8 protein-coding genes and 2 pseudogenes are annotated in these 16,168 nt (G+C 70.7%); 6 read left to right on the top strand and 4 right to left on the bottom strand.

Annotated elements, in window-relative coordinates:
• Nucleotides 1–211: 211 nt before the first annotated feature.
• Nucleotides 212–1,183, top strand: coding sequence for a serine/threonine-protein kinase (locus AC0682_RS08450; RefSeq protein WP_478531693.1), 972 nt, complete (start codon nucleotides 212–214; stop codon nucleotides 1,181–1,183).
• Between the two features lie 280 nt (nucleotides 1,184–1,463).
• Entirely contained in the window at nucleotides 1,464–2,606 is a 1,143-nt protein-coding gene (locus AC0682_RS08445) for a Fic family protein (protein WP_478531692.1), read from the top strand.
• Between the two features lie 18 nt (nucleotides 2,607–2,624).
• On the opposite strand, the gene AC0682_RS08440 is transcribed toward AC0682_RS08445, so the two are convergent.
• Nucleotides 2,625–4,007, bottom strand: a complete 1,383-nt coding sequence (locus tag AC0682_RS08440; protein ID WP_478531691.1) for a tyrosine-type recombinase/integrase — start codon at nucleotides 4,005–4,007, stop codon at nucleotides 2,625–2,627.
• A 463-nt stretch (nucleotides 4,008–4,470) separates the two neighbouring features.
• On the opposite strand from AC0682_RS08440, the pseudogene AC0682_RS08435 reads away from it, so the two are divergent.
• From AC0682_RS08435 to AC0682_RS08425, 3 genes and pseudogenes are all read left to right on the top strand, one after another.
• A pseudogene (locus AC0682_RS08435) lies at nucleotides 4,471–5,535 on the top strand (IS701 family transposase); the annotation flags it as partial.
• A gap of 679 nt (nucleotides 5,536–6,214) precedes the next feature.
• Nucleotides 6,215–8,206, top strand: a complete 1,992-nt coding sequence (locus tag AC0682_RS08430) for a glycosyltransferase family 2 protein (protein ID WP_478531689.1) — start codon at nucleotides 6,215–6,217, stop codon at nucleotides 8,204–8,206.
• A gap of 962 nt (nucleotides 8,207–9,168) precedes the next feature.
• On the top strand, nucleotides 9,169–10,041 hold the full coding sequence (locus AC0682_RS08425) for a peptidoglycan-binding protein (protein WP_478531687.1): 873 nt from the start codon (nucleotides 9,169–9,171) through the stop codon (nucleotides 10,039–10,041).
• Between the two features lie 117 nt (nucleotides 10,042–10,158).
• Here AC0682_RS08425 and AC0682_RS08420 read toward each other — a convergent pair whose 3' ends face one another.
• The 3 genes from AC0682_RS08420 to AC0682_RS08410 all read right to left on the bottom strand — a co-directional run bounded on the left by AC0682_RS08420 (nucleotide 10,159) and on the right by AC0682_RS08410 (nucleotide 15,583).
• On the bottom strand, nucleotides 10,159–11,844 hold the full coding sequence (locus AC0682_RS08420) for a vWA domain-containing protein (RefSeq protein ID WP_478531685.1): 1,686 nt from the start codon (nucleotides 11,842–11,844) through the stop codon (nucleotides 10,159–10,161).
• Nucleotides 11,845–12,014: 170 nt separating this feature from the next.
• Nucleotides 12,015–12,932: an ABC transporter permease gene (locus AC0682_RS08415; RefSeq protein ID WP_478531684.1), complete on the bottom strand. Its 918-nt coding sequence runs from the start codon at nucleotides 12,930–12,932 to the stop codon at nucleotides 12,015–12,017.
• Nucleotides 12,929–15,583 carry an alpha/beta fold hydrolase gene (locus tag AC0682_RS08410; RefSeq protein WP_478531682.1) on the bottom strand — a complete coding sequence of 885 codons (2,655 nt, stop codon included), beginning with the start codon at nucleotides 15,581–15,583 and terminating at the stop codon, nucleotides 12,929–12,931. The genes AC0682_RS08415 and AC0682_RS08410 overlap by 4 nt, the downstream gene beginning before the upstream one ends.
• Before the next feature lie 146 nt (nucleotides 15,584–15,729).
• On the opposite strand from AC0682_RS08410, the pseudogene AC0682_RS08405 reads away from it, so the two are divergent.
• Nucleotides 15,730–16,166: pseudogene (locus tag AC0682_RS08405) on the top strand (GNAT family N-acetyltransferase).
• Nucleotides 16,167–16,168: the final 2 nt, after the last annotated feature.

Genomic DNA, 16,168 nt, shown 5'->3' with positions numbered 1-16,168 from the left:
CAACGGTAGCCACCCGTCGGCCGCGGTGCGCCACACTCCCCTTGATCGTACGTCGCACATCACAGCATGCGACTGTGAACTCAGTCAATAGATGCAAAGTGCGAAAGGGTCGGTTCACGGGACAACGTGCTCATGCCACACTCTGTCCGAGGCGCCCGCCCGGCGGTCGCGCCGGGCCAAGAAGACGGACGCGGACGGAGTCGCCCCGCACATGGACATCGGACCTGTGATCGCCAAGCGCTACCGGATCAAGCGGGAGATCGGATCCGGGGGCATGGGCGTCGTCTGGCTCGCCCACGACGAACACCTCGGCCGCGACGTCGCCCTCAAGACCATGAACACGCCTCCTGGCTTGACACAGGACCAGCGCACCCGGGACGCCGAACGCTTCCGCCGCGAGGCCCGCGCCGCCGCCCGCCTCGACCACACCGGTATCGCGACGGTCTACGACCTCGGCGAGGAGCGAGGCACGCGGTTCCTGGTCATGCAATACGTGACCGGCATCGACCTTGAAGACCGGATCGCCGAACAGGAACGACTGAGCATCGAGGAAGCCGCTGCGGTCGGGGTGCAGATCGCCTCCGCCCTCGGCTCCGTGCACGCCCGCGACGTCGTCCACCGCGACCTCAAGGGACGCAACGTCATCATCCGCACCGACGGCGTGGTCAAGGTCCTCGACTTCGGCGTCGCCGCTTTCCTCGAACCCGGCACCGCCAAGCTCACCACCACGGGCGAGCGGCCGGGCAGCCTGGAGTGCATGGCGCCCGAACAGATCCTGGGCAAACCGGTCGACCACCGCACCGACCTGTACGCCCTCGGCTGCCTGCTCCACAAGATGCTGACCGGCGAACCCGTCTTCGAGCACCGGTCGGAACTCATGCTTCCCGGCCTGATCCTCGACCACTCGCCGATCCCGCTGCGCGACCTGCGCCCCGACACCCCCGAGGACCTGGAAGCCCTCGTACTCGAGCTCCTCTCCAAGACACCGAACGACCGCCCGCCCCATGCCGGCGAGGTCTGGCGGCGGCTCGCCACTTGGCTTCCTGAACGCGGCGACCCGGCGGCCGCGCTCACCCCCTGGGCCGAGGTCGATCCACTGCGCCCCTTCCGCCACCCGATGGGGCCGGAAGCGCGCCCGGTGCGCTCATGGGCGAGGTCCCCGCAGGCCGACCGACCAGGCTGACACAAGCGCCCATCCAGTATCCACCACGCAGTGGAACGCCTCCCCCGCGAGGCGCAGGGCGCGGATTCCGGACCCCTGGCCGGTTGCCACGCCAGCACCCGCCCGGCAGGGATTTACGGTTCCCCGTTTCTCAGCTCTGCGCCAGAGCCGGCTCGGGCCCACAGCGGTGCTCCACAGACCCGGCACCGAAAGCCTGCCAACGCCGGAGGGAACGACTGGAGCGAGGCACCGATCCAGGCACACACTTGACTCCATGACACAATTATCATGTCATGGAGGCATGTTGTACGCGACTCCCTCTCTGGACGCCGACGACCAGCGAGCCCTCGACGAGATCGAGAGCATGCGCCGCTCCCTGCGCCACATGCTCCGGGCCACTCCTCGCTGGACCCGCCAGCTGCGCCGCAACCTCACCGCCCGCGCGATCGCCGGATCGAACACCATCGAGGGATACGCTGCGACAGTCGACGACGTGGAAGCCCTTATGTCTGGCGAGGAACCCCTGGAGACCGGGGAAAAGACACGTGCCGAGCTAGAGGGCTACCAGCGCGGCATGACCTACATCCAGGCCCTCGCCGACGCAGGAGGCGACTTCCGCTACGACGCCGGCCTGCTCAACGGCCTGCACTTCATGCTGCAAGGCCACCACCTCGACAAGCGCCCCGGCCGCTGGCGCGACGGACCCGTCTACGTCACCAGCCCCGACGATCCCCTGATCCCGGCCTACACCGCCCCGGACCAGGCAGACGTCCCCGCGCTGATGTCGGAGTTCATCGACTGGCTCAACGAGGGCGACCTCGACGCCCCCGTCCATGTCCGCGCCTCCATGGCCCACCTCAACCTCGTCAAGATCCACCCATGGAAGGACGGCAACGGACGCATGTCCCGCGCCCTGTCCACCCTCGTGTTCTCACGCGAGGCCCTGATGCCGCCGGAGTTCTCGTCCATCGAGGAGTGGCTCGGCCGGGGACAGAACACCTACGCCTACTACCAGGTCCTGGAGGATGTAGGCGGCCCGCACTGGAGCCCCGAACGGGACACCCGCCCCTGGATGCGGTTCTGCCTGACCGCCCACCACCGCCAGGCACAGCAGGCCCAGCGACGCTTCGACGTGATGTCCCGGGCCTGGACCCGTCTGGTCGAATCCGTCGAAGCGACGGGCCTGGACGAGCGTGTCGTCTACGCCCTCCTACCCGCCTTCTCGGACGCGAAGGTCCGCCGCACGGTCTACCAGCAGGACGCCGACCTCAGCGACCAGCAGGCCATCCGCGACATCCGCGAGCTCGTCGCCCGCGGCTGGCTCATCCCTCATGGCAAGGCCCGCGCCCGCTACTACGCCCCCGGGCCCCTCATGGACCCGGTCCGGGACGAGGTCCGCCAGTCCATGGAGCCGTACACGGATCCCTACCGGCGGGAGCGGTGACCCACCCATTCTCGATGGTTATGCCGCCAGGGTGGCCGAGGCGTTCTGCATCTTGTCGAGCCGCCGCCGCAGATCTTGCTCCTGGCCACTGATGCACTGCGCGTACGTGGCGAACAACACAGCGACACTGGTGCCGGCCCACGCGGCCACCTCAGCAGGCGGGATGCCGTTGTTCAGCCACATCGTCAGTCGGGTGTGCCGAAGGTCGTACACGCGTCGTCCTGTCGGTGATGCATATACGTGAGGTGGCAGGGTTGCCCTGCGGGCGTGGTCCCACATCCGGCGGTAGACGGAGCCAGCGAGAACTCCGCCATGCTCCCCAGGGAAGAGGCGGTCGCCGGGGAGCAGGCCCGCGTCTTTGATGCGCGCCCGCAGGACATGGGCAAGCGCGGGAGGGCACGGGACTATGCGCGTCTCGCCTTCTGCCCTCCCCTTCAGATACCTCTGATCGTGTCGGGTTCCGCTGTCAGTCCACGTGCGTCCGATCTCAGGCTCGGCGGTGTGCACAACGATCTCGGCCCACCGACGCTCTCCCGACGCAGGCATGACAAGGCCTGAGACATGCAGCGCAACAGCCTCTTCCGGTCGCAGCCCCGTGAAGTACAGCGTGGCGAAGAACGCATGCAGTCTTCGCCCGCTCCGCGGCTGATCCCGTATCCAGTCGAGCAGCCGCGCCGCTTGCTGCGCATTGAGCAGACGGCGTCGATCGATCGCGCCAGCAGGCTGCGGAGTGAGGTTCCGCCCTTCGGGAACCGGATCGAACAGCAGAATCCCGCGCGCGATCGCATACTTCATCACCAGATGCAGAACCCGTCGATGCCGCTTCACGGATGAGGCCGCCGCTCGTCTACCGTCAAGCAACGTACCCAGCACCAGCAGCACGTCCTGCACCACGAGCGGATCGGTCCAGGCGTCCATGGTCGGAGTATGCCGTCGCACCCAACCGAGTACCGCGACGATGCCCTCCGGCGCACCGCCACGGCGGTTGGCGTTGAAAGCCCAATCACTCAGCGCCGTACGGACACGGCGAGCGGGAACACCGGGCGGATCCCGGTCCATCAGCGCGGTGGTGACGATCATCAATGTGCGCGCAGTGTTCCTCCGGTGATTCGCCGAAACCCGGGGCCACTGAGCATCCGCGAACTGTACGGCGAAGTCATACCACCCAACCGAGGAAGCTCTCGGCTCGTGCCGCTCCGGCAGGCCCGTCGAAACGTTGAACGGCTCGCCAGCGTGCGTCGCAGTCACCAATTCTGCTCGGAAACCGTCGGCCAGCGCGAACGTCTGGAAAGACTTGCGATGGCGTTTCCCGGCGACGGACCAGCGCACTCCATAGGACTCGCGAAGCCGCCCGGATCCTCTCTCGATTTGCCAGACCCTGACGTCGAAGGTGGTGTCCATCGTCCGCACCTCGATCCGGACCTGCCTGCGGCGCCCGCCTCGTGGCGACCGACCCTTCCGGACCACTACGGGCTGCTCTACCACCATGGTCCCACCGGCAGCGGGAGTGCGCTGGAGCCCTGCTCGCTCAAGCGGTCGACGCCCTGGTCTCTCACCAACGCAGCCGAATACGCGAGCACCTCACACCCTGCCTCGGACAGCCGGTGTAACCGAGCAAGATCGTCCCACATACGTCCCCCAAAACGGCTGACGATACGTCATCGCACCCCAAAATTGCAGGTCAGACGGATAGAGGTATGATTAGACTAAGTGCCTTTTAATGCTCCAGTCTGACTTCGCGATCTTGAGTCGGGCCCGGCTGGGAACGGGTACGGCCACCGCGTGATCATCGGGGGTTGTGTGGACTCCTGAAGATCGTGCGGTGGCCGCGGGCCATAGCGTAGACCCTGTCCGTTGGCGGTCGATGTTCGACTTGGTCATGGCCCGGATCGCGGGCCGGTTCGGGCGGGTGGAGCCCCGGGCGACCGCCCGCGCCTACCTGCCCGGGCTGCTGTCGAGTGTCGAGCGGAAGAACTGCTGGCAGCTGGCCGAACTGGCCGGCCACGCCCGGCCCGGGCCGATGCAGCGCCTGTTGCGCTACGCCCGCTGGGACGCCGATGCCGTCCGCGACGACGTACGCACCTATGCCATCGAACATTCGGGCAGCGACGGCGGTGCTCTCGTCGACGACGAGACCGGCTTCCTCAAGAAGGGCCGGGCCTCGGCGGGGGTGCAGCGGCACTACACCGGCACCGCGGGACGCATCGAGAACAGCCAGGTAGGGGTGTTCCTCGCCTACGCCACCGACCGGGGACGGGCTCTGACCGACCGTCGGCTCTACCTTCCCGAGCACTCCTGGTGCTGCGATCCGGAGCGCCGCCGCGCAGCCGGGATACCCGAGACGGTGCAGTTCGCGACCAAGCCCCGCCTGGCCGGGGAGATGATCGCCGCCGCGCTGGAAGCGGGCATCACCGCTTCCTGGGTGACCGGCGACGAAGCCTACGGCCAGGACCCGCACCTGCGCGCCCGTCTGGAGGACAGGGGCATCGGCTACGTCCTGGCCGTGGCCTGCTCCACCAAGGTCCGGATCAACCAAGGACGCACCCCCGTCCGTGCGGACACCCTCGCCGGCCAGCTCCCCAGCACCGCCTGGCAGCGGCACAGCGCCGGCAGCGGTGCAAAGGGCCCGCGCTACCACGACTGGGCCTGGGTCCACATCGGCACCGGCGGCCACCGCCACCTGCTGATCCGCCGCAACCGGAGCACCGGTGAACTCGCCTTCTACCTGTGCCGGTCACCCACCGACGCGCCCCTGTCCGCGCTGGTCCGCGTCGCCGGTGTCCGCTGGAGCGTCGAGGAATGCTTCCAGGCCGCCAAGAGCCAGGTGGGACTCGACCACTACCAGGTCCGCAATTGGACCTCCTGGCACCGGCACATCACGCTCGCCATGCTCGCCCTGGCCTTCCTCGCTGCCCTCGCAGCCGACGCGGCTCCCGACCGGCCCGCCGATCCGCACCACCCCACCCGCAGCCGCGAGCCGATCGCGTTGACCGTCCCGGAAATCCGCCGCCTGTTCACCGTCTTCCTGATCCCACCGGCCATGTCCGTGGCCAGGCCGCCGCACTGGTCCGCCTGGCGCAGACGCCACCAGGCAACAGCCCGACGCAGCCACTACCGACAACGGTCCACCCACGAAACCGCTGGATAGATCACGAAACCGCACTGGAGTACTAAGCGCTTGGCCGCAGGTTCGAGTCCTGCCGGGGGCGCACACAGCCTCTCACCAGCAGCTATTGGTGAGAGGCTTCCTGCGGCCCGGCCCGTAGCGCGCGATCGCGTCAAGCGCCCTGCCGACGCCATGCCTCAGGCGTGGCGTCCAGCCACCGCCGAGACGTGGCCCTACCGGGCCCTCCGCACCGCCGGTCGGACCCGCTCCACTCCTCCCGCAACGAGACGCCCCCTTCCGCGTCGACACCGCGGTGCCCGCGGCCAGATCGGAAGCCCTTACTCCGCTCGTTTACGGCCATTTTAAGGAAAAGCAGTTGATCCCAGGCAACCTTCGAGTGCTTCCACCCATCAAACCTCACGTACTCGGCGAAATCCTTCGTCCATGACGCCGCTCTGGTGGCAGTGAGTACACCCCACTGTGCCCAGCGACGAGGAATGCGATGTCCCAACCCAGAGTCAGCGTGATCGTCCCCGCCTACAACGCCATGCCCGAGCTGACCGATTGCATCACCTCGGCGATGGAGCAGACCATCGGCCTGGACCAGCTTGAGATCATCGCGGTGAACGACGGATCGACCGATGGCACGGGCGAGGAACTCGACCGGATCGCCGCGACATGTCCTTCCCTGCACGTCATCCACCAGGAGAACTCGGGCACCGCGTCCGTGCCGCGCAACGTCGCGCTGGACGTGGCCCGAGGTGAGTACGTCTTCTTCCTCGACTCCGACGACTACCTGGGCCCCGACGCCCTGCGCCGCATGGTGGCCATGGCCGACGACAACAAGACGGACATCGTGCTGGGCAAGATGGTCTCTCCTGACGGCCGGCCCGTACCCACCGCGGTCTTCAAGAGCACGCAGCCGCGTACGGACATCTTCTCCTCGGCCGCCTACTGGACCCTCGGCTGCTGGAAACTCTTCCGCCGCTCGCTGCTGGAGCGGCTGAACCTGCGCTTCCCGCCGGTCCGCAACACCGAGGACAAGCCCTTCACCGCTGCCGCCTACCTCAACGCGGACGGTGTGTCCGTCGTCGCGGACTACGACTGCTACTACCAGCGCCACCGCGCGAACGGGAACAACCTCACCCTCACCGCGCAGAACCTCAGCCACCGGATGGAGGGCACTCGGCTGTGCTTCGAGACGGTGGCCCGCTATCTGGAGCCGGGGCCGCGCCGCGACCAGATCATGCGTCGGCATGTCGAGTGGGAGTTGTGCGGCCCGCTGTGGTGGCTGCTGCTCCGGGAGAGCGAGGAGGACATCCGCGAGCGCCTCTACCCGGAAATCCGCGACTGGGTGGAGAAGTGGGTCACCGACCCGATCATCGACAAGCTCGTGGCGCGCGACCGGCTACTGCTGCACCTCCTGCGGGCCGACCGGTTCGATGAGGTGATCGCGGTCATCCGCAACGCCAAGGAGGACGCCGAGCGCGGTCACGTCGTCGACGGGGGCCGGGTCTACTGGGACCACCCGCTCTTCCGCGACGCCTCGGTGGGGGTGCCGGACAGTGCCTTCGACGTCACCGACCGGCTGCCGGTGCACCAACGGATCGCGTCGACAAGCTGGCTGGAGGGCGGGGTGCTCCGGCTGACCGGCCACGCCTACATCGAGAACGTGGCCTCCCTGGACCCAGCCACCGAACTGGTGCTGCGTTGCCATGACGGGGGCCACCCGGAGGTTCGTCTCCCCACGCGGGTCCACACCGTCGCGGAGCTTGCGGACGAGCGGTACGCGAACGCGGCCTTCGTCGCGGACATCCCCCTGGCCACGGCGGCAGCCGGCGCCCCGCTGGGCCGGGGCGGGTGGAACCTCTTCCTCGACGTTCGGGCGCAGGGTGTCAGCCGTACGGTGCGGCTGAAGAGCCCCGATGCCGAACAGACGCCTGCGCAGGAAATCGTGACGACAAGTCCGGGCAGACCCACGACCGTCACCCCGTACGTGACGAAGTGGGGGAACCTCTCTCTGGACGTCGGCCGGGAGGTACCGCGCGACGACACCTCCTGCCAGGTGACCGGCGCGTCGTGGCACAGGTCGAGGAAGGGCACCCTGGTGGTGGTCGGCAAACTGTCCGGTGAGAGCGAACAGGGCCACGGAGCACTGCGCCTGCGCATGGAGAACGGCACGAGCGACCACCGCGAAACGCCGGTCGCACCCAGCCGGACCGGATGTGGTTTCACGGCGGAACTCCCGGTCAAGGGCCTGCGTCCCGGCCGCTATGCGGTGACCCTGCCCACGTCCGGCCCCTTCCCCGTCACCGCCGTCCCGTACTTCACCGGCATGGGCCGCGCCCTCTGGTTCCGCCGCGCTCGGCCCTACACCGCCCGCCCGGTGAGGAAGGCGTCGGAGACCACCCTGGTGGTGGAGGTCCGCGCGGTGGACGTGCGGAGGGCGGCGCGGCGGAAGCTGCGCGAGGTCGTACGGAGGGTGCGGGGGTAGCGGTCGCGGACAGCGCGGGGCGGGACGGGCCGCAGCGGTGTTCCGCCCCCTTCGGGGCCGCTCCCTCCCGTCCCACGACCCGCGACGTGGCCCCTCGTGTCCGCCACGCACCCCTCACACACCCCGTCGCCAAAGGGGCGGCACAGCAGCCAGGGCGAGGGCCGTGGTGCAGGCCCTGACCAGGAGGAGGGGCCGGGGCCAGGCTGCCCACGGTGACCCGCCCCGTAGGCCGGCACCACTGGTCGGGCCGGGTCACCCGGGTCCGGCTCTGCCATGGGCCGGGGACGTAGCTCTTCGCCGTCAGCGGGATCGTGGTCGGCGCCCGGCCGATCTCCACGTCGGTGAGGCCCGGCGCGACCAAGGACCATGGCCTCCCGCTCCCGGCCGTGAGGGCGTCGAGCTGTTCCGCTCCGGCCGCCTCGGGTCCTTCGGCCCCGCGAACTTTTCGACCACCCGGCGGGTGACCGCCGCGGCGAGCAGGGCCCGGCTGAGCGCGTCGGTCTGCCGGTAGGCGGAGTCGTCCACCGCCGGGTCGGGCCAGGTGAACAAGCCCACCACCGGCGACCAGCAGCAGATCAGCACTCCCCCCGTGCGCCTTCTCGCCCTTCTCCTTGCTCCTTCTCGCCCTCCCCGTACCCGCCCGCTCCGGCGCCAGAACTGCCGCCCCAGCCGCCCCCCGCGCCTCCCTGAGCGGAATCTGTCGCACAAGGGTGGAGGGCCGACGAAACGTTCGGTAAGGGACGACGTTCAGGGCGGCGCAAGAACGGGCAAATCGATCCTGTAGGGCCCGTAGGCGGAATCCCGCCGCAGGGCGCCCCCCGCCTCTCCGCAAACCCGTTCGGGCGAGCGCCACTTCGGTGTGCCGTCCGGCATCCAGGCCTGCCCGCCACCCCTCGAACGTCTCCCGCACATCCCCCGTACATCCCTGCGAACACCTGCACCGCCGGGAAAGGAGCGCCACGATGGCGACGCCACTGTCCGCCGACAAGCTGCTCAAAGCCCTCCGCGACGAAGGCCTCCATGTCGTCGAGCACCGGAGCTGGCGTACCAACAACCGGAATCACAAGGGGCCCTGGGGCCCGACGCACGGCGTCATGATCCACCACACCGTCACCTCGGGCACCGCGTCCTCGGTCGAGCTCTGCTACAACGGCCACTCCGCCCTCCCCGGCCCCCTCTGCCACGGGGTCATCGCCAAGGACGGGACCGTCCACCTCGTGGGGAACGGGCGCGCCAACCACGCCGGGCTCGGCGACGGGGACGTGCTCCGTGCCGTCATCGCGGAGAAGGCCCTGCCGCCGGACAACGAGGCCAACACCGACGGCAACCGGTACTTCTACGGCTTCGAGTGCGTCAACCTCGGGGACGGGAAGGACCCCTGGCCGGCCGCCCAGCTGCTGGCGATCGAGCGGGCCGCCGCGGCTGTCTGCCGGGCGCACGGCTGGGGTGAGCGGTCGGTGATCGGGCACCTGGAGTGGCAGCCGGGCAAGGTCGACCCGCGCGGCTTCACGATGAGTTCGATGCGCACCAGGATCGGAAAGCGGCTGGGCGGCGCCCCGGACGGGCCCTCCCGGCCGCCGAGACCGACGTACGAGCCGTTTCCGGGGGCCTCGTTCTTCACTGTGGGCCGCAACAGCCCGATCATCACCGCGATGGGCAGGCGCCTGGTGGCCGAGGGCTGCGGCCGGTACACCGTGGGCCCCGGCCCCACCTGGTCGACCGCCGACCGGAACTCGTACGCGGCCTGGCAGCGCAAGCTCGGCTACACGGGCACCGATGCGGACGGCATTCCGGGCAGGACCAGCTGGGACCGGCTCAGGGTGCCCAACGTGTGAGCCGGGCGGGGGCCCGGCCCGGGGCCCGGCGTGTTCACCGCGCGGTGGCCGGCAGCGCGCGGGCCACCGGCACGAACACGGTGCGGACCTGGTGGAAGGTGTTCCAGCGGGGCCGGCTCAGCCGATCTCCCCCTCGCCCCCGTCCTCTCCCCCGTCGTCCGGGGCCGTACCGTCGCGGAGCGCCTGCGCCTGGCCGATCGCCTTCGCCAGCTTCCGTACGGAGTCGTCGTCGGTCTCGGCCGCCAGCCTCGTGGCGCGCGAGGCCAGTTCGCGGAGGGCGGGGGTGCCGGGCAGGTCGCCGCCGCGCAGGGTGTCGGCGAAGTAGGCTGCCACGGCGGCCACTTGGAGCCGCTGCGGTGCGGCGCCCCACAGCGTGCCGTCGATCGCCCCGGTCCGGACCGTGCCGCTCTCCTCGTACGCCTTGCGGGTCTCGGGGTCGAGCCAGCGCACGGTCGCCCTGGCCACCTCTCCCGAGGCGCCTTCGCGCAGCCGTACGGCATAGAGGGCGGTCACCGTGTGGCCGGGGCCGACCTCGCCGCCGTCGACGCTGTCGTCGCGGAAGTCCTCGTCGGCGACCTTGCGGTTCTCGTAGCCGATCAGCCGGAACTGCTTCACGGTCGTGCGGTCGAACGCCACCTGGGCCTTGGCGTCGCGGGCCCGCAGTTCGATGTGGGCGGGGAGCTGGTCGACGAAGACCCTGCGGGCCTGCTCGTCGTCGCCGACGTACGTGGTGTGGCCGTCGCCCTTGTTGGTGAGCCGTTCCATGAACGCGTCGCCGTACTGGCTGCCGACGCCGACCCCGAAGAGCGTGATGCCGTACTCGCGGCGGGCGGAGTCGATCCGCTTCAGGATGTTCTCGGCCTTGGTGTCCCCGGTGTTGGCGAGGGCGTCGGAGAGCAGCACCACCCGGTTGTTGACGCCTTCGCGGTGGCCCTTGACCGACTCCGCGTAACCGCGCAGGACCCCCGCCTCCACGTTGGTGGAGCGGGCGGGCCGCATCTCGTCCACCGTGTCCCGGATTCTGTTCCGGTTGCCCTTGACCCGGGTCATCGGGAGCCGGGTCTCGGCCTTGTCGCTGAAGGTGACCAGGGCGACGGAGTCGTCGTCGCGGAGTTCGCCGGTGAGGATGTTCAGGGACTTCCGGACCAGCTCCAGGCGGCCGGGGCCGGCCATGGAGCCGGAGATGTCGACGACGAACGTGAGGGCGGCGGGCGGCCGTTCACCGCTCGGCGGGGCCGCCTTGGTGGCCAGTCCGACGCGAAGCAGCGACCAGTCGGAGGGGCCGGACGCGGTGGAGCCGCGGGGGCCTGCGGGGATCCGGGCTCCGTCGACCGTGACGGAGAAGCCGTTGCCCTTCGGGCGTTCGTACCCCTGCTTGAAGCTGTTGACGAACTCCTCGGGCCGGATGTCCGCCGCGTTCGGCAGCCTGCCGTCGCCGAGGGTGCGGCGCGCGTAGCCGTAGCTCGCGGTGTCCACGTCCAGGGCGAAGGTGGAGAGGTAGTCGGGGGCGGCGAGGTCCGGCGCGGCCCTGTCGCCGCCCTCACCGTTCTCGCCGCCCTCCGGGGAGTGCCGGTGCCGTTCCGGCGCCACCGCGTCGGGCGCGGGCTGCCCGCCGCCGGTCACCCCCTGCGGGGGGCGTGCGCCGGAGCGCTGGTCGGCGGCGGTGCCGTCCGGCGAGCCGCTGCCGGTGCATGCGGTGAGCAGGATGCCGCCCGTCAGAGCAAGCGCCACCGCACCCGCCCGGCCGCCTGCCCAGGCCCCCGCCCGTGCCCCCGTCGTCCGCCTGCCGCTTCGCTGGTGCATCCGTATCCCCCACGTCATCACGGTGTCGTGCCCTTCGTCCCGGACACCTGTGAATGTGACGTACGAGCCCCCCGAGCGGAGTCGGCGAAAGCGTTGCGGAACCATCTCGATGCGGCAACAGAGGCCGGGCGGAGCGCCTTTGCGATCGGCAAACCCCCGGAACATCAGGTTCAGGACACGATGTCCTTACGACTGAACCCGCGGAACGCCAGAGCGAACAGGACCAGGGCGTACGTCACCGAGATCGCCGCCCCCTTGATCATGCCGCCCCACTCCAGTTCGGGCTGGAGCGCGTCCGCCCACGCGAACTGCCAGTGCGCGGGGAGGAAGTCGCGCCAGGAGCCGAGTGCCGTGACCGCGTCGAGCACATTGCCGACGATGGTGAGGAAGACCGCGCCGCCGACCGCGCCGAGCGGGGCGTCCGTCCTCGTCGAGAGCCAGAACGCCAGCCCTGCCGTCACGAGTTGGGAGACGAAGATGAACGCGACGACGAGCGCGAGGCGCGGCACGGTGTCCCCGGCCGCCAGCGCTCCGCCGGTCGGCAGTTTCAGCGGCCCCCACCCGTAGGCGGCCGTGCCCGCCGCCAGGGCGACGACCGGCAGCAGCACCATCGCGGCCAGGCTGAAGCCGAGCGCGACGACGAGTTTGGACCAGAGCAGCCGGGTCCGGGGCACGGGCGCGGCGAGCAGATAGCGCAGCGAGGACCAGCTCGCCTCGGAGGCCACGGTGTCCCCGCAGAACAGGGCCACCGGGATCACCAGCAGGAAGCCGGCCGAGACGAAGAGGGAGGTCGCGGCGAAGTTCGCGGCGGACTCGGTCGCCACGTCCATCAGGTTGATCCGGTTGCTGCGCCGGCCGCCGCCCTCGCCGTCCGGGGTGCCACCGATGGCGAAGGCGATGATCAGGATGAACGGGAGGGCCGTGAGGACCCCGCCCATGAGCAGGGTGCGGCGGCGGCGCAGCTGCCGCATGGCCTCGACGCGGAGGGGGAGCGTGCGCCCGGCGCGGTAGCCCGCGGCCTCCGGGTGCTCGGTCCCGGGGGCGCCGGCCTGCCCGGGGGCCTCGGGGGGCTGGACGGGGGCGCTCATGCTGCTCCTTGGGAGATCAGGGTGAGGAAGGCGTCCTCCAGGCGGCGGTGCGGGCCGATGCCGGTGACCGGGACGTCGAGCCGGACGAGTTCGGCGACGAGGCGCGAGGTGGTGGCCCCGTCCAGGCGGACGAGGAGGCCGCGCCCGTCGTCGGTGCGGACGGCGGAGCCGACGCCGGGCAGGGCGGCGACCTTCTCCGCGAGCGGCTCGGACACCTCCTCCGCCGTGGTCACCAGGATCATGTCGCCGGAGCCGGTGATCTCCGCGACCGGACCGGCCTGGACGAGCCGGCCCCGGTCCATGACGACCAGGTGGGTGCAGGACTGCTCGACCTCCGAGAGGAGGTGGCTGGAGACGATGACGGTCCGGCCCCCGGCCGCGTAACGGATCATCACGTCACGCATCTCGCGGATCTGCGGCGGGTCCAGCCCGTTGGTCGGCTCGTCGAGGATGAGCAGGTCCGGCAGGCCGAGCATGGCCTGCGCGATGGCGAGCCGCTGCCGCATGCCCTGGGAGTACGTCCGTACGGCTCGGGCCAGCGCGTCGCCGAGGCCCGCGATCTCCAGGGCCTCGTCGATGTGGGCGTCCTCGGCGGGGCGGCCGGTGGCCTGCCAGTACAGGTCCAGGTTGGCGCGCCCGGAGAGGTGCGGCAGGAAGCCCGCGCCCTCGACGAAGGCGCCCACCCGGGAGAGGACCGGGGCGCCGGGGCGGATGGCCTGCCCGAAGACGCGGATCTCACCCTCGTCGGGGGTGATGAGCCCCATGAGCATGCGCAGGGTGGTCGTCTTGCCCGCTCCGTTGGGCCCGAGGAGTCCGAGGACCTGGCCCTTTTCGACGCGGAAGGACAGCTCGCGCACGGCGTACCGGTCGACGGACTTCGCGTACTTCTTCGAGAGCCCGGTGATCTGGAGCGGCACGTCGGTGAGTCCGGGGTCCGGGGCGGGCGTCGCGGTCCGCCGCCGGGCGGTGAGCAGGAGCGCGGCCGCGATGACGAGGGCGGCGGCCGGGAGGCCCCAGGTCCACCAGGGAAGGGCGGCCGCGGCGGTCCTGACGGCGGGTGCGGTGGGGACGGTCAGGGGGCCGTCGAGGGTGACGGTGTACGTGGCGGGCTCGGCCGGAGAGGCGTAGCCGAGGTCCGTCGCGGAGAGGACGAGCCGCATCCGGTGCCCGGCGTCGAACTCGTGGTCCACGGCGGGCAGCGCCAGCTCGATCGGCCTGCCCTGCTGGTCGGGGGTGATCCGGTAGGGGGAGACGAGCTGGGCGGGCAGCCGCTGCTGGCGGCCGTCCGGCGACACGTCGTACACCTTGCCGAAGAGCACCGCGTCCCGGCCCTCGGTCGCCTTGACGGTCACCCGGACCGTGGGCGTGCCGGTGACGCGTACGGAGGTGTCCAGCGGGGCCGAGTCGAAGCGGCCGAACTGGCCGGGGAAGTCGAGCGAGAGCCCGACACCGAGCGAGGAGAGCTGCGAGATGCCGCCGCCGAGGCCGGGGACGGCGGAGATGGCGGGCGGGGCGGAGCCGGCGGGATTGCGGAAGGTCTTCGTCCCCTTGCCTAGCGCGATCTCCCGGCCGCCGCTGCGCAGCCCCGGGTAGGTGTCGCTGCTCGCGCCGCGCCGGAGGGCGGCGCCGTCGGTGGAGTCGACGCCTCCGGTACGGGTGACACGGAAGGCGGGACCGGCGTCGGCTCCGGTCTCCTCCTTCAGATACCGGTCGAACCAGTCCCCTACGCGCTCCTCGACCCGGTTCGTCTCGTTGTCACCGCCGTCGTGGCCGCCGGAGATCCAGTCGACGGAGACGGGTGCGCCGTTGGCGCTGATCGCCTTCTGCATGGCGTCGGCGTGGCCGAGCGGGAAGAGGGAGTCGGACTGGCCCTGGAGGATGAGCGAGGGGACCTTGATGCGGTCGGCGACGGCGGACGGCGAGCGCTCGGTGAGCATCTGGATCGCGGCCGGGTCGGGCGTGCCGCTGACCGCGACGCGCTCGTACATCTCGCAGAGCCGCTTCTCGAACTTCTCGCAGCCGCCCCCGGAGGTGACGAAGATCCCGGCCCAGAGCTTCTTGAAGACCCCGTCGGGGAAGAGGGCGTCGGCCAGGTTCCAGTACGTGATGACGGGGGCGATGGCGTCGACCCGCTGATCGTGCCCGGCGGCGAGCAGGGAGACCGCCCCGCCGTAGGAGGCCCCGGTGAGACCGACGCGGGGGTCGCCCTCCTCGTCCAGCTCCACCTCGGGCCGCTCGGCCAGCCAGTCGATGAGCCGGGAGACGTCCTTGACCTCGTGGTCCGGGTCGTTGAGGGAGATCTCTCCGCCGGACCTGCCGAAGCCGCGCGCCGACCAGGTCAGCACGGCGTACCCGTCGGCGGCCAGCTTCTCGGCCTGGGCCCGGACGTCGTTCTTGCTGCCGCCGAAGCCGTGCCCGATCAGCACGGCGGGCCGCTTGCCGGGACCTCCGGCATGGAAGTACGAGGTGTCGATCGGCACCCCGTCCATGCGCAGCGTCCGGTCCTCGCGCTGCACGGCGGGCGAGCCGTCGTCGGCGACGGCGGTCCAGGTGCCGCCGCCCACGAGCACGGCGAGCGCGGCACCGGCCGCGGCCCACCGGCCACGCGTACGGGGCAGCAGGCGCCGCCATCGAGCAGTAGGGGTCTCCATCCCTCGACCCTAAACGGCGGACGCAAGCCGGTTGAGTGCCGCCAGGGGGAGGTGAGCGGCCTCCTTGAGAGGTACGCGCCGCCCCCGCCGTACTCCGGACGCGGTACGCGGAACACGTACGGAAACCCCGCCCCCGGGAGGCCGTGGTGGACATGCGCCGCGCCACGGCCGTCACGGAACCCCTGGCCGCCGGCCACCTCCTCGACGTACCGCCCCGCGAGGTCCGGGCCACCCGCTTCCTCGCCGCGGACGGTCACGTGATGCTGATCGCCTACGTGGACGGCGTCCCGGCGGGCTTCGTCCCGGGCACCGGGATACCGCACCCGGACCGGGGCGCGGAGATGTGCCTGGACGAACACGGCGTCGACGGACCGTTTCGCCGCCGGGCATCGGCAGGGCCCTGACCCGGGCGCTGGTGGACCTCGCCCGAGAGCGAAGGTGCTACGAGGTGTGGGGCGGCGTGGAGCCGGACGACGAGGCGGCGCTCGCCACGTACCGGTCGGCGGGGGGGGCGGGTGACGACGGGCGGTTCGCGATGCCGGTGTGGAAGTTCGGAGGCGACACGGACGGGCGTCAACCCTGACG

It is taken from the genome of Streptomyces sp. NPDC043746, assembly GCF_056436485.1.
This window is presented reverse-complemented; position numbering and strand designations above follow the sequence as displayed.